Source organism: Agarivorans sp. QJM3NY_33, from assembly GCF_050870865.2.
Taxonomy (GTDB): domain Bacteria; phylum Pseudomonadota; class Gammaproteobacteria; order Enterobacterales; family Celerinatantimonadaceae; genus Agarivorans.
The window spans coordinates 3,149,677-3,168,126 of record NZ_CP194039.2 but is presented as its reverse complement, the minus strand read 5'-3'; the positions used below and the strand labels follow the sequence as shown (position 1 = coordinate 3,168,126).

At 44.7% G+C, this 18,450-nt stretch carries 18 protein-coding genes; 7 read left to right on the top strand and 11 right to left on the bottom strand.

Annotation, left to right across the window (positions count from 1 at the left end):
- Positions 1–6 precede the first annotated feature (6 nt).
- The 6 genes from ACRRSY_RS14230 (at position 7) to ACRRSY_RS14205 (ending at position 7,189) form a co-directional block, all read left to right on the top strand.
- Positions 7–888 carry a helix-turn-helix transcriptional regulator gene (locus ACRRSY_RS14230; protein ID WP_432463511.1) on the top strand — a complete coding sequence of 294 codons (882 nt, stop codon included), beginning with the start codon at positions 7–9 and terminating at the stop codon, positions 886–888.
- Positions 889–1,098: 210 nt separating this feature from the next.
- Positions 1,099–2,331, top strand: coding sequence for an MFS transporter (locus ACRRSY_RS14225; RefSeq protein ID WP_432463510.1), 1,233 nt, complete (start codon positions 1,099–1,101; stop codon positions 2,329–2,331).
- A gap of 112 nt (positions 2,332–2,443) precedes the next feature.
- Entirely contained in the window at positions 2,444–4,477 is a 2,034-nt protein-coding gene (locus tag ACRRSY_RS14220) for a TonB-dependent receptor (protein WP_432463509.1), read from the top strand.
- An 85-nt stretch (positions 4,478–4,562) separates the two neighbouring features.
- Positions 4,563–5,684: an SIP domain-containing protein gene (locus tag ACRRSY_RS14215; protein ID WP_432459662.1), complete on the top strand. Its 1,122-nt coding sequence runs from the start codon at positions 4,563–4,565 to the stop codon at positions 5,682–5,684.
- Positions 5,685–6,140: 456 nt separating this feature from the next.
- The gene (locus tag ACRRSY_RS14210; protein ID WP_432463508.1) at positions 6,141–6,638 is read left to right on the top strand and encodes a hypothetical protein; all 498 of its coding nucleotides are present in this window, start codon (positions 6,141–6,143) and stop codon (positions 6,636–6,638) included.
- On the top strand, positions 6,635–7,189 hold the full coding sequence (locus ACRRSY_RS14205; RefSeq protein WP_432463507.1) for a hypothetical protein: 555 nt from the start codon (positions 6,635–6,637) through the stop codon (positions 7,187–7,189). The genes ACRRSY_RS14210 and ACRRSY_RS14205 overlap by 4 nt, the downstream gene beginning before the upstream one ends.
- 201 nt (positions 7,190–7,390) lie before the next feature.
- On the opposite strand, the gene ACRRSY_RS14200 is transcribed toward ACRRSY_RS14205, so the two are convergent.
- From ACRRSY_RS14200 to ACRRSY_RS14160, 9 genes are all read right to left on the bottom strand, one after another.
- On the bottom strand, positions 7,391–8,089 hold the full coding sequence (locus ACRRSY_RS14200) for a TapB family protein (RefSeq protein ID WP_432463506.1): 699 nt from the start codon (positions 8,087–8,089) through the stop codon (positions 7,391–7,393).
- 386 nt (positions 8,090–8,475) lie between these two features.
- On the bottom strand, positions 8,476–9,648 hold the full coding sequence (locus ACRRSY_RS14195; RefSeq protein ID WP_432459658.1) for an acetyl-CoA C-acyltransferase: 1,173 nt from the start codon (positions 9,646–9,648) through the stop codon (positions 8,476–8,478).
- Complete coding sequence (locus tag ACRRSY_RS14190; protein WP_432459657.1) at positions 9,645–10,919, bottom strand: ArgE/DapE family deacylase; 1,275 nt, start codon at positions 10,917–10,919, stop codon at positions 9,645–9,647. Before ACRRSY_RS14190 ends, ACRRSY_RS14195 begins: the two co-directional genes overlap by 4 nt.
- Positions 10,916–11,563 (bottom strand): 3-oxoacid CoA-transferase subunit B, encoded by a 648-nt coding sequence (locus ACRRSY_RS14185; protein ID WP_432459656.1) that lies wholly within the window; start codon positions 11,561–11,563, stop codon positions 10,916–10,918. Before ACRRSY_RS14185 ends, ACRRSY_RS14190 begins: the two co-directional genes overlap by 4 nt.
- Entirely contained in the window at positions 11,550–12,245 is a 696-nt protein-coding gene (locus ACRRSY_RS14180; protein ID WP_432452582.1) for a CoA transferase subunit A, read from the bottom strand. Before ACRRSY_RS14180 ends, ACRRSY_RS14185 begins: the two co-directional genes overlap by 14 nt.
- On the bottom strand, positions 12,242–12,988 hold the full coding sequence (locus ACRRSY_RS14175; protein ID WP_432464723.1) for an amino acid ABC transporter ATP-binding protein: 747 nt from the start codon (positions 12,986–12,988) through the stop codon (positions 12,242–12,244). The genes ACRRSY_RS14180 and ACRRSY_RS14175 overlap by 4 nt, the downstream gene beginning before the upstream one ends.
- A gap of 15 nt (positions 12,989–13,003) precedes the next feature.
- Positions 13,004–13,666, bottom strand: a complete 663-nt coding sequence (locus ACRRSY_RS14170; protein WP_432452583.1) for an amino acid ABC transporter permease — start codon at positions 13,664–13,666, stop codon at positions 13,004–13,006.
- Positions 13,667–13,677: 11 nt separating this feature from the next.
- Positions 13,678–14,442 carry an ABC transporter substrate-binding protein gene (locus tag ACRRSY_RS14165; RefSeq protein WP_432452584.1) on the bottom strand — a complete coding sequence of 255 codons (765 nt, stop codon included), beginning with the start codon at positions 14,440–14,442 and terminating at the stop codon, positions 13,678–13,680.
- 47 nt (positions 14,443–14,489) lie between these two features.
- A complete protein-coding gene (locus ACRRSY_RS14160; protein ID WP_432463505.1) occupies positions 14,490–15,815 on the bottom strand; it encodes an aspartate aminotransferase family protein in 1,326 nt (441 codons plus the stop codon).
- A gap of 181 nt (positions 15,816–15,996) precedes the next feature.
- On the opposite strand from ACRRSY_RS14160, the gene ACRRSY_RS14155 reads away from it, so the two are divergent.
- Positions 15,997–16,899 carry a LysR family transcriptional regulator gene (locus tag ACRRSY_RS14155; protein ID WP_432463504.1) on the top strand — a complete coding sequence of 301 codons (903 nt, stop codon included), beginning with the start codon at positions 15,997–15,999 and terminating at the stop codon, positions 16,897–16,899.
- A gap of 60 nt (positions 16,900–16,959) precedes the next feature.
- On the opposite strand, the gene ACRRSY_RS14150 is transcribed toward ACRRSY_RS14155, so the two are convergent.
- Positions 16,960–17,493 carry an adenylate kinase gene (locus tag ACRRSY_RS14150; protein ID WP_432463503.1) on the bottom strand — a complete coding sequence of 178 codons (534 nt, stop codon included), beginning with the start codon at positions 17,491–17,493 and terminating at the stop codon, positions 16,960–16,962.
- 75 nt (positions 17,494–17,568) lie between these two features.
- A complete protein-coding gene (locus tag ACRRSY_RS14145) occupies positions 17,569–18,399 on the bottom strand; it encodes a hypothetical protein (protein WP_432463502.1) in 831 nt (276 codons plus the stop codon).
- Positions 18,400–18,450: the final 51 nt, after the last annotated feature.

Genomic DNA, 18,450 nt, shown 5'->3' with positions numbered 1-18,450 from the left:
AGTACTTTGGAAAATCTCTCTATTCGGAATGTATCTACATTCGAACACTTAGAATTGGACGCTCATTCACAAAGCTGGGTACGGTCTATCAACCACTGTTTTACAGAGGATACGACAGTTGAAAATGCCTATTTGCCAGGGCTTTACATCACCTTACTTGGTCAGTGTCAGTACAGTACGCCAAATAGCCCCCAAGAAAAACTGGATAACTACAATTATCACTATGCGGTTGCATTAGCCGATGAACCTTGCACCAGCAGTGTAGTGTTTCCTAGTAACGCTACTTGGCAAACCCTGTCGATTATGCTGCCTCTTGCCCAGCTTCATGAGTATGGTATTAGTTCCGTGTCCGAGGTTGCCCATCACTTTAGACCTGAAGCAAGGATCTCCGAACTGGGCGCTATTTCTGGTGACATTCTGAGATGTTGTGAGTCAGTGTGGCAGTGTGAATTTAAAGGACTAGAAAGGCAGTTGTTTATCAGAGCAAAAGCTTTTGAAGTGTTGTCTTTATTTCTTCATAAACGGCGCGAAGACTCCCAGTACGGTATGTCATCTCGCATGTCACAATTGCGTGAAGCGCTTAATCATGTTGAAGATAACCTTGACCAAGATTGGACTTTGTCTTCACTGGCTCGTCTTGCGGGGAGTAATCAAACCTATATTAAGCAAGACATTAAAGGTTTGGTGGGAACCAGTTTTCGCAAATGGCTAAATAAAAAACGGCTCAACATCGCGCTTGAACTATTGTCTGGCGATGCTCCCATCCATCAGATCGCTGATGATATCGGCATCAAAAGCCAAGCCTACCTTGCCACCCTATTTAAAGGTGAGTTTGGTCTAAGCCCCAGTGAATATCGACAGGCGCTATTGTTAAAGAGAAGCGCTTAAAATTGTCTGTTTTCAAAAGAAACATGACCCCATTTGAAAGCGCTCAACGACCTACCTTTTATAATACCCGCTTAATGTAAACAGTGTTAGTTATACAACTCATTCGTATTACACGATTGGGTTGGAAGAATAGCATCGTGTTACCCAAGGTTAGCTGCCCACTAAAACAGCATTAGCCGTCATGTCACAAAAGGAAGTTGGTTCCATTCAATGCTTAAGACTAAACACCCATGGATAATGCTCGCCAGCATATATATCACTCAATATATTGGTATTGCCTTCATACTATCTGCGGCCATGGCAATTTTACGCCAGCAAGGTGTTCCTCTCGACAAGTTAGCGTTGCTTAACCTCGCTGTTTTACCCATGGTGGGCAAGATATTTTATGCACCGCTGATTGATAAATATAAGCTCTCGTTACAAGGAAAGTACCGTAGTTGGTTAATTCTTTCTAACTTTGGCATGGTCTTGCTGTTGCTTATTATCGGAACCATGGATGCCTCACAGGGCTTTTTAGGCATACTTGGAGTGATTGGCTTATATGTCTTTTTTATGAGCCTACAAGATGTTTCTGTCGACGGTTTATCTTGTAAGTTATTTTCAATGAGCGAGCGAAAGTTTGCGAGTAGTGTGCAGTTTTCGGGAAACTTGCTCGGTAATATTATTGGTGGCGGTCTATTACTGATCTTTTACCCGTGGTTAGGATGGCAAGGTTCATTTGGGGTATTGGCGGGCTTAACCGCACTCGCATTAATTCAAGTTTGCTTATTTAAAGAACCGAAAACAACCAACAATGTGAGCCAAGAGAATCATCAATACCTGTTCAAGGATATTAATGGCTTTATGGTAAAGCATAAATCATGGTTTGTTGTTTTAGCGCTTTATCCCTTTGTGTCTACATGGGGCTTTGCTTTACTTAATCCTATTCTTGTTGATGGCGCTTGGTCGTTGGATGAGATAGGTTCGTCGATCAAAATTTTCGGCTCCATCGTTGGCGTGTTCTCCGCTATGTTGGCAGCCCCGTTAATCACGAAACTCGGTCGACAAAAAGCACTTATTAGTGCCCTTGTTTTACAAATGGCAGGCTTGTGCCTAATTATTTTACCTGCCTTTGGTTATACCGATAAAGTCACGGTTTACCTTGCCATCGTTACTCATTTCGTTAGTTTCCCTGCTTTGCTTGTTATTTCATCAACCATATTTATGGACAACGCTTCGGTTACCTCCCGTAAGGCTACATTTTTCACCCTGCAAGCCAGTTTTGCGTCGCTACTGGGCTTTGTTTACTCGTGGTTAAGTATGGCGGTGGCTAAACAGCTTGGTTATGGCATGACAAGCCTGTTGGGTGCGGTTATTTCTCTTATTATTGTCGGTTTAGTATGGATTTTATTATACAGGCAAGGTCCCGATACCCGTCTTCAACTCGATAATCAATGTAACTAACCAGCCTTGAATAATAGAGATCATTTTCATTTTTAATAGCTTTGCTAAATGCAAAGTTAAAACATTCATTACAATTTTTAATTTATTTCATTTTATTTGGAAAGGAAGTCTTATGATGAGTCATTGCCAAAGAAATATTCGAGCCAGTTTGTTTTATTCTCGGTGCTTATTGGCGTGTGTTGTTAGCAGCATGGCATATTCTTCAATATTGAGCGCGGAACCGGTATCGCTTGAAACATACGTGGTCACGGGTGAAAAAAGAGATAAAAACATCAAGGATGTCCCCACTGGTGTCACACTTATCTCAGGCGAGCGCTTAGAGTCTGGAGAATATAAAGAAGCCAAAGAGACGGCGGTATTGGCGCCTAATGTTATCGCCGATTCGTTTAATAATATCTCGATACGGGGTATTTCGGGCGGTGGAGCGGCCACCGGGGGACTCGCATATTTAACTGGGGCTCGCGCTAGAGTGGTGAGCGTGGTGGATGGTGTGACCCAAGATTTCTCTGGTTATAACTTTAACCCTGTTTCTGTTTGGGATATCGAACAATTAGAAGTGCTTCGAGGGCCTCAATCGAGCAGTCAAGGTTCTAGTGCTATTGGTGGTGCGCTGGTGATCAATACCAACGACCCTACTTTTAATCGCGAAGCCGCGTTTAGAGGTGGTTTTGAAAATTATAAAAATGGCAATATGAATTATAACCTTGGCCTTATGTCATCGGGGCCCTTGCTTGAAGATGAACTGGCCTACCGAGTGGTGATTGATGCTACCACTGGAGAAGGCTGGTTAAATTATGATACTAATGGTTATGATACGCCGAATCTAAGTGAGTCAGATAACCTTAACGCTAGAGGAAAATTACTGTGGCTGCCTACTCATATCCCTGCTTTGTCTGCAAAGCTCACCCTTAATTATCATAATAATCAAGGGGAGCATGCTAACTTTGCCAGTAATACCGATGAGGGCATTGCCTCTAAGACATTCTCCTTAAACGGCTCTAACGAAGTGCGTTTGCAAGACTCTAAAGCGGACTCTATTGCGGCAGACATTGATTATCAAATCAATGATAGCCTGACTAACTCGTTGCATATCAGTCGCAGTAGCTCTGATATCCATGACGATGCCTATTCGACAGGTAATACCTACGATATTAACAATGAAACTTATGCCCTGGAGAATCGGCTGCTACTCAGCGAAAACGAGTCGGCGCTAACCGGGGTTGTTGGGATCTTTATTTCTCATAAAGATGCCTCTCTTGCTACCTCTAACTTTACTATTGCAACCGAATATCAAACCACAACCAGTGCCTTATATGGGGAGGGGACATATTCACTTTCGCCAAAATACAGGCTAGTGGCAGGCGTACGGGTTGAAAACGAAGACGCAGATAAGACTAGTTCTACAGCGTTTTCTGGGGGCGATAATAGTCAAAACGACAGTGAAACCTATTATCTGCCGAAGCTGAGTTTACTCTATGACCTGGCCGACTCAACCACTCTTGCAGCCACAGCCAGCAAAGGTTACAGCCCTTCCGGTTTAGGGATTAATTTTTTTGGCGAAGAATATAGTTATGACAGTGAAACGGTATCGGCATTTGAGTTAAGCAGCAAGAGTATATTTGCCGGTGGAAGCGTATTAAATGCCAATTTGTTTTATAACGATTACAAAAATTATCAAGCAGGAACCAGTGGTTTTACCATTGAGAATGTCGGCAAATCTTATACCTACGGTTTAGAGCTAGAGGGCTCCACTTGGTTGACCAACAATCTAGAAATAACAACGGCGATTGGTTTGCTAGACAGTGAAATCAGTGATGATGAGTCATATCAGGGAAATCAGCTCACCAATGCGCCAAAACTGAATGCGAGCCTTGGTTTCACGGTGTATATCGATGAACGTTGGACTTTGGGTGCCAACGCCACTTATGTCGGAGAGTACTACTCAGACTTAGAAAATACCGAGACATCTGTCGCTGGTGATTATGCTCTGCTTGATGTTCGCGCGAGTTACCGAGTAGGAGACTTCACCATTAATGCCTATATTAAAAACCTCACCAATGACGATGCGGTTTCCTATCGTGCTGGCGCGCTTGCCTCGGTTGGTCAGTCACGCACTATTGGCATGAGTGCCATGTACCGTATGTAGATTGATTCGTCACAATGATTCGTTTTTTCGCAGAGCTTTATTTTAAGCTCTGCTCGTTTAAGCCCAGCAGAAGTACGAAAAACTCATGAGCAAGTCACCAACCCCCATTCGCGATGTTGACCATAAAGTCGACATTATTGACCACGTTAATCAAGACCACCCCGAGGAGTTATTAGCCATTGCTAAAAGCCATGTGTCGGATAAACAAATTGTATCGGCAAGGGTTAAAGATATCTTTCAAGAGGGGATTCAAATTGATATCGCATTTGCAGTTAAATCGGCTCAACACACAATACTTGTACCTTTTGAAATAGAGGGCAGTTTAGAAGAAAGAATTCTCTATTTAGCTTACGCGAGTATTGTAAAGCAGGGGCTTGACTTTTCGGGCAATGGTAAGCAGTTTTTTGAAGTGCTTGATAAACAATGGCTCACCGCCAATATCATTCGCTTGACCGTAAAAAGTGACATGCCTTTACCAGAATACTATCCAGGCTATGCCTATGCTTTGGTGTTAAAAGGCATGCAAAAAAAGCGGGCAAATTCGGTCCAACAAAGTACTCAAAAACATTGCTTAAAGCGTATAGCTGACCATCTGTTTATTTGGTTAATGAAGCACCTTTCAACGAAGAATCGTGAAAAACTGTTATATAAAGCCAATAAAAATGTGCGGCTTTACACCTTACGTAAATCATGGAAAAGCAGTGATTCCGCCCCTTTCCCCGACCGTGGGCAGATAGATATTTATACGCATGGCAATAGCGCGGGGAGCCAGTGGGCAGAGCGCTTGAGTATCGGTGATGTATTTATGAGTCGTTCACAAACCCAAGACCAACACCCCCATTTAGCCAATGGTCAAGCTCTGATTATTGCTGATGAAACGGCATATCCTGCGGCGGCGGGTATTATTGAACATTGGAGTAATGCATTACCGCCAGTGGTCATTATATTAAGTGCCAACAAAGAGCAGCAGAACTATTTTTCTGAAGACAGCCTTCCTCGCGGCGCTCAACTTCACCGAGTGGTTTGTGCAGAACAAGAGCAAGCCACAGAAGTGTTACGCATATTACGCAGTCTCGATAACATCGATGCGGTATGGGCTGCGCTAGAGTCGTCTTCAGCGACAAAAGTACGACACTACCTGCGTAATCAGCGCCATATCAAGGGAAAAAATAATCACACCAAAGCTTATTGGAAGCTTAAGTCATAAGGTTTCACTATTTAAGGCTCATTACATTGCCTGCAGCGGCATCTTTAAATGCCGCTAATTTTTGACGGTAGGCCACCTGGCTGTCGCCGTATTTGCGTAATAATCAGACATATATAATTTCTATTTGGAGATCCCTTCGCAGTTATGCCCTTGCCATTCGCTAGTCCTTAGCGTTTAATAATCAAAGTCTTATTAAGCGGTGACCTTCCAACAGCGGACTTTCACTTCATGAGTTCATGCCCATGCTGGTTGTACACAAAAAGCTGCACTCGGAATTATTTTATTACGCTCGTTTTTATGAAATGCACTGCGCTTCATTTTTACACAAAACGCTCTCCGTAAAATAATCCGGTGAGCTTGGGGGGTCTAGAAGTCGTGGTAAGGATCGGCCTGTAACTTGGATTAAAAATAGCATAAGTGGTCAGACAAGAAAGCTTAGGTGTTTGAGGGATGAGAATGAAAAGCGGCAAAAAGGGGTTGAAAACAGGTACTCGCTTTAAAAGGGTGAAAAAAATTTTATTTCGAGTCGTGATCGCTCTGGGTCTCTCCATCGCCCTGAGCATTGCGCTTATCGTTTATACTCCGCCCATATTTACCGTAGCCTTAAATACCAGCTTAGAGTTATTGCCAGAGCACAAATTTGTAAGCTACAGGGTGCAGTCAAAATCTGAGTTGGCTGAGCGTTGGCAGCTGAGTACCTCTTTTTCTAATGATGATGCGCTGTTACAAGCGCTGAAACAAGGTTTGCCAGAGAGCCGCGATAAGAGTACTTTTTTTGCGCGTATGTTTGTGGTTCATGATTATCCGCAGCCTTGTCAGTTTATGATTTTCGGCCTGCACCGGAGTATCGATATAAGCTGGCAGGTCGAAGGGCTGCGCTGTAACAGTCACGCCAGTTGTGAAGCGGCTCGAGTCCAACATATTTGTCCTGAACGTAAGAGACATGACAAATGAAGGCAAAGTTAAAACTGGTGCTTTGGATTGCGATAGCCTTGTTGGCGATTGTTGGGATGCAAGGTTTAAGCAGCAACTATAGCTTGAGTGATATGCGGGCCATGGTGGATGTATATTATTGGTATATTCTGCCGGCTTATACTTTGGTTATTTTTCTGCGTGGGGTGCTTTTTATCCCGACCATGCCCTTGATTCTATTAATGGCAAGTAGTATCGATCCGCTGCTGATGTTTCTTCTCACTTTGGTAGCATCTTGTAGCTCCGCCTATTTGGTTTGTCTGGCGATTGATTACATGGATATGCAAAAGCGACTGGAAGCCTTGCCTAGCAAGAGTGTGCAACGTGCGCAACGCTGGGTTCGCTCTTTTGGTGTTGCGGCGATTGCCGGATGGGCTTTTTTCCCTTTGGTATTTACCGAGCTGATTGTCTATCTCGCGCGCTTGGCCGGTTTACCGCGACGACAGATTGTGATGGCGGTTGGTCTTGGCGAAGGCTTGTTGATTAGTGGGCTGATTGTTGTCGTCAGCTGGTTTACCAGCGTGGCACTGTGAGCTGACTTTCAAGGCTTACTCGGAGCAGCTTTAAGTTGCGCTAGAGCTTGCTTGATGAGATGTTTAAAACGCTACCTTTAGGCCGAGCCTGATGGCAGCGTTTTTAATGGCTAGTGCGGGTGGGCCGAGGAGACTTGTTCTCCCCCATTTTTTAACCAGCTGTATTATCGTTTAAATATTGAAGTAAACACCATTTGGAATTTACATTTTGACGCCATTGAGCTCTGCTTCAATCAGTTTGCTCATCGTTCCATCATTTGATACTTGAACTTCCACTCCGTAGTTTGCTGCATACCAGATGATAGCCTTACTATCAGCCGGAGAGCCGTCAGGTAATGTCATTGAATAATTTTGTTCAAATTTGCATGTTTTGAAGCTACCAGCAGGAACCGTGATGTTTTCAAAGCCTTGAAATTCAGAACTAATGTTGATCACAAATTCTTGCTCAACCCCCGATGAGTTGTTTACTATCATGGTAATGGTTTGACGATGAATATCACCTTTATCTACGTCAAATCGCATTGAGGTACCAGGCGTATAGCTCAATTCGTTTTCATTTGCATTATCAGTTTCTCCCAACATGATTTGTTCTTTATTCCCTTCATCGATGAATAAATAGGCGTTATCGGTGACGTTATTTTCGGTTGTTTGAGCGAGCAATGCAGGCTGGCTCTGGTAAGTTGTTTCTTCAATCACTTTCGTCAAACGGGTCTCAATGGACCCATCTTGCGCGACCATGCTGGTAGTCAGTGTTGCACCGACCTCATATAAATCTTCATTAAAACAAATGGAGGCATTCTCGATATCGGTGTTTTTTACATCTCCACTCTCGCTATTACTACTACCACAACCCCCGATTGAAACCGCTAACATAAAGAATGGTATGACTGTAACTTTCATTTTAATTCCCTTAATAAGTCAATATTTTTTACACAATGCCGCTGATTAAAAGAGAGCACCTTTGATGGGCGGCTAATCAGTGCTCATATTGTTATTTCTCTGGCTGGAAAGTGCTGGGTGAATAGAGTCACGTTGCGGCAGGGCTTTGACATAATGTCACTCTTATATTCAGAGTGACTCGACCTGTAAGCCAGTCGAGAAGCATTGAAGTATACGCCTGATTTATAAAGGATTACAGCTCTATAATGTTCTATGTGAACAAAACGTTAGTAATTTGTCTCTAGGTTTTTTAGCATTGCTGAATGACTCGAAAGTAACGGTGGTTGCATATCCATGGAACAAACTGTTACATGGATATGGGGAGTATATGAACAATGATATGGATTTTAGACTCGCTCGATTAACATCGCGATCCCTTGACCGCCTCCGATACAAGCGGCAGCAACACCGTAGCGAGCTTGTTGTTGGTGTAAAGTTCGAGCAAGTGTGCCAACTAAGCGAATACCACTGGCTCCAAGGGGATGGCCGAGGGCGATGGCTCCGCCGTTTATATTTAGCTGTTCATGGCTAATTCCCAATTGTGCCATTGCATAAAGTGGTACGATGCTAAATGCTTCGTTAATTTCCCAGCAATCGATTTGCTCTGGTTTTAGCTTCGCCATTTGCAGCACTCGCTGTATCGCGGGCACCACACCTTGTCCCATAAGTTCTGGTTGAGTACCTCGATCGGCGCAAGCAACTATTCGAGCGAGTGGTTGAGCATGATGCTCCTCTAAAGCTGACTCCGTCATTAACATCATCAGCGCCGCACCACTGGTTAAGGGGGAGCTATTCCCAGCGGTTATATGACCGTTTTCAGTGAATACCGGTTTAAGCGCTGCGAGTTGGCTGAGGCTGGTATCGCTTCGAATGTTGGCATCCTGTTCAAATACGGAGTCATGCTTGGTATGGATCGGCAGAATTTCTTGGCTTAAGTAACCACTGGCTTGGGCATTGGCTGCACGTTGGTGTGAGCTTAAAGCGAATTCGTCCATAGTGTTTCGGTCGCACTGTGTTTTTTTCATCAAGGCTTCTGCTGTGAGGCCCATATTCATCACGACATCCATTTGATAACGATCGGCGTAATGTTCTGGAATCGTGAGAATACCTTGCTGAAATAACGAGGGGCCCATGGGGATCCGAGTCATGTTTTCATAGCCTCCGGCGAGTGCGATATCGGCGGCCCCCGAAGCTAAAATTAATGCACTGGAACGGATTGCTGAGATCCCGGAACCACATTGCTGGTCGATACTTCTGCTGGCACACTGATCGCCTAATTGGCTTTGATAAAGCGGATAACGTCCACCAAAACTCCACTGATCTTTAACACTGAGTGCGCAGCCGAGCGATAGGTCATCCACCTTATCTGCATTAACCGCGGTTTCGATTAACGCATGGTCGATCAGTTGTGCCAAAAGTGTATCGCCACGTATTGGCGCTAAGGCGTCAACCTCGGATTTTTTAGGGTGGGCTCGACTAAAGGCAGTTCGTTGATAATGACTTAGATAAACAGCTTTCATTTTTTCTCCAGTTGACACCAGCGGCTGATAAAGAGAGCGTAGGTTTTTAAGGTGTGGCGAATGGATTCGATATCGACGCACTCATCAACGCCATGAATGTTCTTTGCTATTGGCCCGTAGCAGGTTCCAGCGGTTCGACTATAGAAGTGGAATGCGCGTAAGTCGGTGGTACAAGTGGATAAATAATGCTCAGGTTCTTTTCCTAATAATGTGTGATGACAGTTAGCAAGCAAGCCGACCCCTGCATGGCCAGTATCCACGATATGTCCTTCAGAACGAAAGCCATGAAACCGCAGGATCGGTTTTTGACTCACAAAGGCTTTATCTTTTAAGGCCGCTTGTTCAATACAATCGTTTACCCGTTGCATGATATCACTGGCACTCATGCCAGGCGGAAAGCCGATCCGTCCTTCCATTTCGGCATGTGCAGGAACACTCGAAGCCCAATTACCGCCTTTAATTTTACCAATGTTCAGGTTAAACGGTTGCGCAATTTGATCATAGGGTGCTGGTCGTTCGAGCTCATTAAGTTCAGCTTCTAGCGATTTTAACCAAGGAATTAATTTTTGTATTTTCTCGATGGCATTGTCGCCGGCTGATGTATCTAAAACATGGGCGGGTCGACCTCTGACCAGCAGTTTGAACCATAAGACACCAACTTGAGCGGCATAAATTTGTGGTCCGAAGGGTTCTGGAATTAGCACGAAGTCGCCGCCAAACCCTTGCTGTAAACATGCCAGAGCGCCATTTCCAGAGCACTCTTCTTCGACCACGGCTTGAATAATTAACGGTGATTTAATTGCATACCCGGCGTGCTGAATGGCATGTACCGCAAAAATCATTGCGGCGACGCCCGATTGCATATCACCTGCGCCTCGACCATATAACCAACCGTCCTTTCGCCATGGTTGATTAGGAGCCTGAGTCCACATGTCTGCTGGGTCTGCGCTCACGACATCGAGATGACCATTCAGTACCAGCGTTTTACCTGGAGCGCCTTTGTTGAGTTGACTTACCAGGTTGTATTTATTCTCATGATCCCATGGCACGGGGGCATAGAGGGCGTGACCGCACATATCACTATGCTTCATTGCGACACGTTCCACCGGAAGTTTTAAGGCGCAGAGCTGTCTTTCAACAATATCTAGAACACCTTGCTCATGGTTGAGTACACCGTATTGTCGGACCATGTCTTCGGTGAAAGAGAGGGTATCTTCGAAGAGTTGCTCGCAGCTATTGAGAATGGCTTGTTCACATTGATTAAAGCTCATAGCTCACCTATTTGTTCTGGAATGATAAGATCAGCTTCGGTGAAGTGAATCAGCTGCTGTAGACTTATGTCTCTGGCTTTTTCTCTAAGCACTAAACCCTGCGGGGTCACATCCATCACCGCCTTATCTGTAATAATCCGCGATACACAGTGTCTTGCGGTAAGTGGTAATCGGCACTGCTTTAGAATTTTAGGCTGGCCTTTTTTGTCACAGTGGGTCATCAATACCACAATACGCGGGGTTTTTTGTGCAAGCTCCATCGCGCCGCCGATGCCCGGCGAAAAACGCCCCGGGATCTTCCAGTTGGCTAAGTTACCGGCTTGGTCCACTTCAAACGCCCCAATCATGGTTAAATCCAGTTTTGCACGTCGGATCATCGCAAAAGATACAGCACTATCGAAATAGCTACTGCCGAGACAAGTTGAAATATAGTTCCCGGCGGAGTCTATCACGAAGGGGTCTATATCCTCCGGTTTCGGTTGTTCGGCGGCGCCGAGCACGCCATTTTCGCAATGGATTAAAATGTTTAATTCCTTTGGTAAAAACTCGACAACTTTAGCTGGTAAACCAATCCCAAGATTGATGACGGTGTCGGCTTGTATCTCGCGCGCGGCTCGTTCGACGATTCGACTAATATTTGACATGGTGAGAAAGTGCTCCGTATTCATCAGATAATGCGGCTAATGGCACTAAACTGCTCACAAATACCGATGGCGTATGAATGTGATTTGGATTAAGGCTCCCGGGTTCTTGGCAATCAGCGGTTTCTACAATCACATGGTTTGCTGCCATCGCCATTAAGGGACTGAAGTTGATCGCCGACCCCTGATACATTAAGTTGCCGTAGTGATCGGCTTGGGCTGCGTGCAATAAGGCAAACTCTGCGCTTTGCGCCATTTCAACTTTATAGCGCTGTCCTTGCCATTCCAAAAGCTGTTCCGGTAAGGTGATTTCTGAATCGAGCCCAATATCAGATAAAAAGCCAAAGCTGCCAGCTCCGGCAGTACGGATCTTTTCGGCGAGAATGCCTTGCGGGTGAAATTCAACTTCTAATTGGCCGCTATTCATCAAGTCGATCACCGGTTTATTTAAACCTAGATGGGTGGTAATTAGTTTATCGACCTGACCATTTTCGATAAGTTTACTGATCCCAATACCACTCTCGTTGGCATCGTTTTTGATTAAGGTTAAATGACGCTGCCCTTGGCGTAATAATTCGTTGATCAGGGTGAAAGGGGTTCCTGGGCAACCAAAACCGCCCACCATAACTGTCGCACCCTCGGGGATTACTGCAATTGCTTGCTGCAATGTTTGTTGTTTGTTCATGAATGAATGCTCGCTAGAAATTGCTGGGTTCGCTGATGCTGAGGATTGCCAAATAATTGCTCTGGTGTGCCGTCTTCAACGATGTAACCACCGTCCATAAATATCACGCGGTCAGCAACTTTTTGTGCAAAACTCATTTCGTGAGTCACAATCAGCATGGTCATACCATCGCGAGCCAACTGTTCTATAACCGCCAGTACTTCGCCGACCAGTTCGGGATCGAGAGCCGATGTGGGTTCATCAAATAGCATAACCGCTGGGTTCATCGCTAACGCTCGGACAATCGCAACGCGCTGCTTTTGACCACCAGAAAGCATGTCTGGATAAGCATTTTGTTTGTCGGCTAAACCGACACTTTCCAGTAATTTGATGGCTCGACGAGTCGCTTCTTGGCGGGCTTGTTTGAGCACAATGGTTGGGCCTTCAATTATATTTTCGAGGATCGTCATGTGCGGGAATAAGTTGAAGTGCTGGAAAACCATGCCTAAGTTAGTCCGAACTTTACATAAATGATGTTCGAGCATTTTCCCGCTGAGATTATCGTCATTTACGAGCGTGTTATTCACGATAATGGTACCTCCGCTGGGGGTCTCCAAATGGTTCATGGTACGCAACAGAGTGCTCTTGCCTGAGCCGCTAGGACCAATGATGACAATCACTTCCCCTGCGTTTACATCTAAGTTGACCGAACGAAGCACTTCTAGTTGACCATAGCTTTTCTTTAGGGCGTTGATTTTTACAATGGAGTTGGCCATTCCTTAGCTCCTCGTGGTTTTTTGATGCAGGTGTCGTTCTAATTTGTGCAGTAAGGCGGCGGTGACGCTAGTCATGACGGCGTACAGCATGGTTGCCGCGAGGTAGAGCTCAAATGGCTTATAGGTGGTTCCAACTAATTGTTGCGTTTTCATGGTGAGTTCAACCAGCGTAATCGTGGAAACCAGAGAGGTATCTTTGATTAAGATAATAAAATTGTTTCCTAAAGGCGGAATAATATTGCGCAGCGCTTGCGGAAGAATAATGCGCCGCATGGTTTGCGCATGATTCATTCCGATTGATTTGGCTGCTTCTGTTTGGCCTTGTCCAATCGATTGAATGCCAGCTCTTATGGTTTCGGCATTGTAAGCGCCCACATTGAGCGCTAAACCAAGTACACCAGACAAGAAGGGGGATAAATCAAGTCCAAACTGGGGCAATCCATAGTAAATAAGAAACAGTTGTACTAATAATGGGGTCGAGCGAATTAACCAAATATAGAAGTTGGCGATTGCTCTGAATAGTAGATTATTAGAGACCTTTGCCAATGCCGCAATCAAACCAAACGCTAAGCCTAAAGCAAGCGCCACGATGGCGATATATAAGGTGAGAATTGCCGCCTCAGAAAGCACGGGCATATATTTTATGATGATAGCCCAGTCAAACATGAATTCACTCCTTATCGAATATCGGTACCGAAGTACTTCTGGCTGATCTGGGTATAAGTACCGTCAGATTGCATTTCGGTAATGGCGCTATTAATTGCCTTGAGCAACTCTGGGTTTCCTTTATTGAGGGCGATACCAATCAATTCAGGGTAGAGCAGTTCTCCAGCCATCTGCAGCTTGAAATCATGCTGTTTAATTGCCATTAAACCCGTCATTCGGTCGGAGACAAATCCAGCAAGTCTGCCTGATTGAGTTTCCATAATCAGTTGCGGAACGCCTTTATAGGTACGAACTTCGACTTCAGGAGCATTTTTACGTAACCACGCCTCGAAGGTGGTGCCTAGGGTTACCCCTACTTTTTTGCCTTTGAGATCTTCTATGTTCATTGTTTTAGCGCCTTTTTTGACAAATAGTTGCGCGCCAGAGCGATAGTAGGGTTGCGAAAAGTCGATAGTTTTTAGGCGGTCTTCGGTAATGGCCATGGAGCCAATGATGGTGGTATAGCGCTTGGCCAACAGACCCGCAATAATCCCATCCCAGGCGGTGGCAACGGGTTTACCTTCAACACCAATCCGACGCGCTATTTCTTGACCAATTTCAACATCAAAACCAACCAATTTACCGTTGTCATCAACATAGTTGAACGGCGGGTAGGCCCCACTTAGGGCAAAACTGAGTTGTTTGTCTTGTTTTACCTTGGCGATCCCATCCTCGGCGTGAGCCGATAGTGTTAATCCCAAACTTAGACATGCACTTAGTAGTATTCTTAAAAACATATTAATTTCCTTTTAATATCGAATGTAAATTAAGGCGTATACAGCTGCTATAAATAGGCCTGTTCGAGCTTGTGTAAAGCATCACTAAATAACGAAACAATTAAATCGATTTCTTCACTTGTGACGGTTAGTGGAGGAGCAATCAGGATATGGTCGCCTGCGACTCCGTTGAGACTGCGACGGGGATAGATTAATAAGCCCATTTGTTTCGCAATATTGGTAATCTGCGCAAAAATATTGAATTCGGCTGGCCATGCTTGTTTAGTTTGTCGGTTTTGAACAAATTCAACACCTTGTAGTAAACCAATCCCTCGAACATGACCAATCATCGGATGGTAATCTTGTAATTGATCGAGCTTCTCGCGCAAGTAAGCTCCTTGTTTGGCGGCATTGGCTACGATTTGCTCGTCATGCATTGCTTGAATAATGGCGCGACCTGTCGCGCAAGCTAATGGATTCCCTGCGTAAGTATGACCATGTTGAAACCCGCCGCTATCAAGGACGGGGCTGACCAATTCTTGTCTCGCCAGCATTGCTGCGATAGGGTAGTAACCGGCACCTAAGCCTTTCGCCAAGGCGACAATATCGGGTTTTATATCCCAGTGTTGATATGCTAACCATTGGCCTGTGCGCCCCATCCCTGAGAGCACTTCATCAAGAATAAGTAAGCAGCCGAAGCGCTGGCAAAGTTGTTGAATACCATCATAATATTGCTGAGTAAGCATTCTTGCACCGGTGCTGGCACCGCCAACGGGCTCGAGTACGATGGCTATAATGTTTTCACCGCCTACCTCGTTGATCGCCGCTTCAGTTTCGCCCAATACCGCTTCAATATGGAGTTGCTGTGAGGCTTGTGGATAGCGGTAAAGATCGGGTGAGGGCACTTTAATTGCCGAATTAATAATGCTGCTAAAGGGCTGCTCTAGCGGTTGATAACTGGTTAAGCCTAAGGCTCCCAAGGTGCTGCCGTGATAGGACGGTCGCAGTGACACGAAATGCTGACGTTGGGTTTGCCCAAGTGCAAAAAAGTACTGGCGAGCGAGTTTAATCGCACTTTCTACGGCTTCTGAACCGCTGCCGACAAAGAACACTTTATCTAAGTCATGATTGGTTATTTCAACCAACTGATTGGCTAAATCAATCGCCGCCTGATTTTCAAACTGGGTGCGATAGCTGAAGGCTATCGTCTCTAGTTGTTGTTTCATCGCTGCTTTAATTGCTGGATGATTATGACCCATATTACAAGTAATCGCGCCGGAACAGCCATCAATGTAGCGTTTACCGTTATTGTCCCAAAGATAGATACCATCAGCACGATCAATCAATGGCGCATCATCACTAGTTTGATAAAACAAAGCATTATTTGTTGTCATTACACCCCTCACATCCGTGTTTGAAAAATATTGGTTTTCCGCAATACAAGATCGATTATAAGAAGGAATTTAATATTGTAAATTATAATGTTTTTTCATTAATTGATGACTTTTAGTCATATGTTGAGTGATACTATTTAGTATTGAAATCCCGCATTCGCATCCAAAATAAGGGCAGGATATGTCGCAAATTAATTTAAATTCGTTGAAATCACTGATTATTTTTAAAGTGCTTTATGAAACAGGAACGGCGACTCGTACTGCAAAAGATTTAGGCATTACTCAATCTGGGGTGAGCCGTTCCTTGGCCTTACTCGAAGAAAACATAGGGATGCCTTTGTTTACTCGATATAAAAAGCGTCTCATCACCACTCCGGAAGCCGATGAATTATATGGCGAAATACTCGGCCTACTGGGTAACCTTGAAGAGATGAAGCATAGTATTGTGGCTTTGCGTGAGTTTGGTGCATCAAGGATCCGCTTAGCTGCGGTGCCCGGTTTGGGTTTTGCTTTTGTACCACAAGTGATTGCGGCGGTGTTAGGCATTAACTCTGGATATAATATCTCTTTCGACATCTTGACGAGTTCAGAGGTGGTGCGGGCTGTAGAGGCGGGGCAGTTTGATGCCGGTTTTGTTACCTTGCCTGTTAGTAGTCAAACGCTGATTGTGGATAAAATTTGTGAAGTGGAGGCGGTCTGTTTGGTCCCCATTAAACATCCGCTTGCCAATAAGGCGCAAATATCTACCGATGATTTTAAGGATCAACATTTGGTGATCCCCAATCAACCTAACTTAGCGGCGGACCAGCTGTTAATGCATATTGCTAAGAGTAATATTCGAATTTCTGGGAAAACCGAGGCAAATATTGCCGCGATTTGTTCTTTGGTTGCACACAATGTGGGAATGAGCCTGATTAACCCCATTACCGCTTATGACTTAGCTAATCTGGATAAAGTCGCAATTCGTCCTTTTAAACCCGCAGTGAACTACAGCTTTGGCTTAGTGTATAAGCGAAGTTGGTCAGGCAATCAGTTTATTAAGCTATTAAAGGAAAACCTACCCGCGGTCCCTAAACCTCTGTAATCCCCTGCTTGGCTCTGTTCGGATCTGCGAGACATAAATGTAACAACATAAAACTGCGGCCTATTGATTCAGTTCTGCAATAAATTTTGAGGTTTGTTTAGGGCAGCTTAAGCGAATAAATTTGATATGTTGGTAGGTGTTGGTATGCATCAGTTGTTGGTAATAGCGCTGATTGCTTCGATAGGTTCTTAGCGTCCAAAGTATTATCGAATCTCGGCTCATAAAGTTTTTTCGAAAACTTTCTCGATTGCCAGTTCCCTGCCATAGTTCTTGGCGATGTAAGCTGCGGCTCAACGCCCGTCTTACCGCCTGAAATAAGGTTCTGCGGAGTGAATAATCGAGCCAAATTACGGTATCAACATGGGCCCATTTCACTGGGATCGTTCGATTATAGTTGCCATCTAAAACCCAGTTTTCTTGCTCGGTAACGGCAGTAATCGCTGCGAATAGTTGTGGATCGGTGGATTTAGTCCAATTGGACTTCCAGAACATCGCATCCATCTCATAATGCGGGTAAGCCAAGGCTTTCGCTAATTGTTTGCTAAAGGCAGTTTTACCGCTGCCGCTGGTCCCTATAATATTGATACGTTGCATGGTGAACTCTTGAGCTGATCGATCTCTGGTAGAAGCAACACCGAGTCGCCTGCGTTGTTGCTTCTATTCAGTCGTTTAGGGGGTCAAAGTCATTGAATCGGCGACTAATTGAATGGCATTTACTAGTTCTGTTATCTTCTGCGTGGCTCCTGTTGAGACGAGGCGCAGATAGCTTCCGTCTTCTTTCATTGCTAGATATTGAACAATTGTTTTATCGCCAGCAGTCGCTTGTATTTTGTATCCGTCTAAGTTCGCAAATTTAACGGGCTGAGCGTTGGTAATGCGGGCATCCTGAAAACCAGTCGTCGATTTCAAAAATTGTTCTGCAGCAGGCTTAATATCACCAATGTTGTGTTGAGCTTGTGAGCTTGCAAGGACCATGATCGGTAAATTGCCGCTTGGATCGCTACCGTCGAAAGTGGTGAGTAAGGCGGAGCTGCCAAGCAGTACATCCACGACTTTAAAGGGAGAGAATGCTGTAAATTTAAAGGGTAAGTTTTGCAACTTTGTTTCAAGCGGTTCAGCTGCAGAAAGTGAGATGGATTGTAGTGATTTTATGACGTCATTTTCGCTCAGCTGCTCCTGGTTTAAAAGATTGTAGTTAATCAGAACGCTTGAGTTCCCATCGAGTAGACTTATATATTTAACAACATTTATGCCATTAATATGCTGATTTCCCGATAGCAATGGAATGCTGTTGGCGCCAACTTTGATGTTTTGACGTTTGCTTATCTGGATCCCTTTTGTGGCGAAGCCCTTTTTTGCAATCGCGGCATCAGTGAAGAGTATTTGTAGTTGAGCGTAGGCGTCTCCGGGGAGCTCGGCAATCACAATGCTGGAATGTGTTGTCAAATTTTCAAAGCCTGAAAAACTGTTAGACAGCGTAAAACCTGCAGGAGGCGTCATGGATACAGTGGTGCCCGGAACATGCACTAAGGCCTGACCAGCCCAAGACAT

What these genes read in the sequence shown, in the direction of transcription:
- ACRRSY_RS14225 (WP_432463510.1), top strand. Translation starts at nt 1,099, where the DNA reads ATGCTTAAGACTAAACACCCATGGATAATGCTCGCCAGCATATATATC.
- ACRRSY_RS14220 (WP_432463509.1), top strand. Translation starts at nt 2,444, where the DNA reads ATGATGAGTCATTGCCAAAGAAATATTCGAGCCAGTTTGTTTTATTCT.
- ACRRSY_RS14215 (WP_432459662.1), top strand. Translation starts at nt 4,563, where the DNA reads ATGAGCAAGTCACCAACCCCCATTCGCGATGTTGACCATAAAGTCGAC.
- ACRRSY_RS14210 (WP_432463508.1), top strand. Translation starts at nt 6,141, where the DNA reads ATGAAAAGCGGCAAAAAGGGGTTGAAAACAGGTACTCGCTTTAAAAGG.
- ACRRSY_RS14205 (WP_432463507.1), top strand. Translation starts at nt 6,635, where the DNA reads ATGAAGGCAAAGTTAAAACTGGTGCTTTGGATTGCGATAGCCTTGTTG.
- ACRRSY_RS14200 (WP_432463506.1), bottom strand. Translation starts at nt 8,089, where the DNA reads ATGAAAGTTACAGTCATACCATTCTTTATGTTAGCGGTTTCAATCGGG.
- ACRRSY_RS14195 (WP_432459658.1), bottom strand. Translation starts at nt 9,648, where the DNA reads ATGAAAGCTGTTTATCTAAGTCATTATCAACGAACTGCCTTTAGTCGA.
- ACRRSY_RS14190 (WP_432459657.1), bottom strand. Translation starts at nt 10,919, where the DNA reads ATGAGCTTTAATCAATGTGAACAAGCCATTCTCAATAGCTGCGAGCAA.
- ACRRSY_RS14185 (WP_432459656.1), bottom strand. Translation starts at nt 11,563, where the DNA reads ATGTCAAATATTAGTCGAATCGTCGAACGAGCCGCGCGCGAGATACAA.
- ACRRSY_RS14180 (WP_432452582.1), bottom strand. Translation starts at nt 12,245, where the DNA reads ATGAACAAACAACAAACATTGCAGCAAGCAATTGCAGTAATCCCCGAG.
- ACRRSY_RS14170 (WP_432452583.1), bottom strand. Translation starts at nt 13,666, where the DNA reads ATGTTTGACTGGGCTATCATCATAAAATATATGCCCGTGCTTTCTGAG.
- ACRRSY_RS14165 (WP_432452584.1), bottom strand. Translation starts at nt 14,442, where the DNA reads ATGTTTTTAAGAATACTACTAAGTGCATGTCTAAGTTTGGGATTAACA.
- ACRRSY_RS14160 (WP_432463505.1), bottom strand. Translation starts at nt 15,815, where the DNA reads ATGACAACAAATAATGCTTTGTTTTATCAAACTAGTGATGATGCGCCA.
- ACRRSY_RS14155 (WP_432463504.1), top strand. Translation starts at nt 15,997, where the DNA reads ATGTCGCAAATTAATTTAAATTCGTTGAAATCACTGATTATTTTTAAA.
- ACRRSY_RS14150 (WP_432463503.1), bottom strand. Translation starts at nt 17,493, where the DNA reads ATGCAACGTATCAATATTATAGGGACCAGCGGCAGCGGTAAAACTGCC.
- ACRRSY_RS14145 (WP_432463502.1), bottom strand. Translation starts at nt 18,399, where the DNA reads ATGACGCCTCCTGCAGGTTTTACGCTGTCTAACAGTTTTTCAGGCTTT.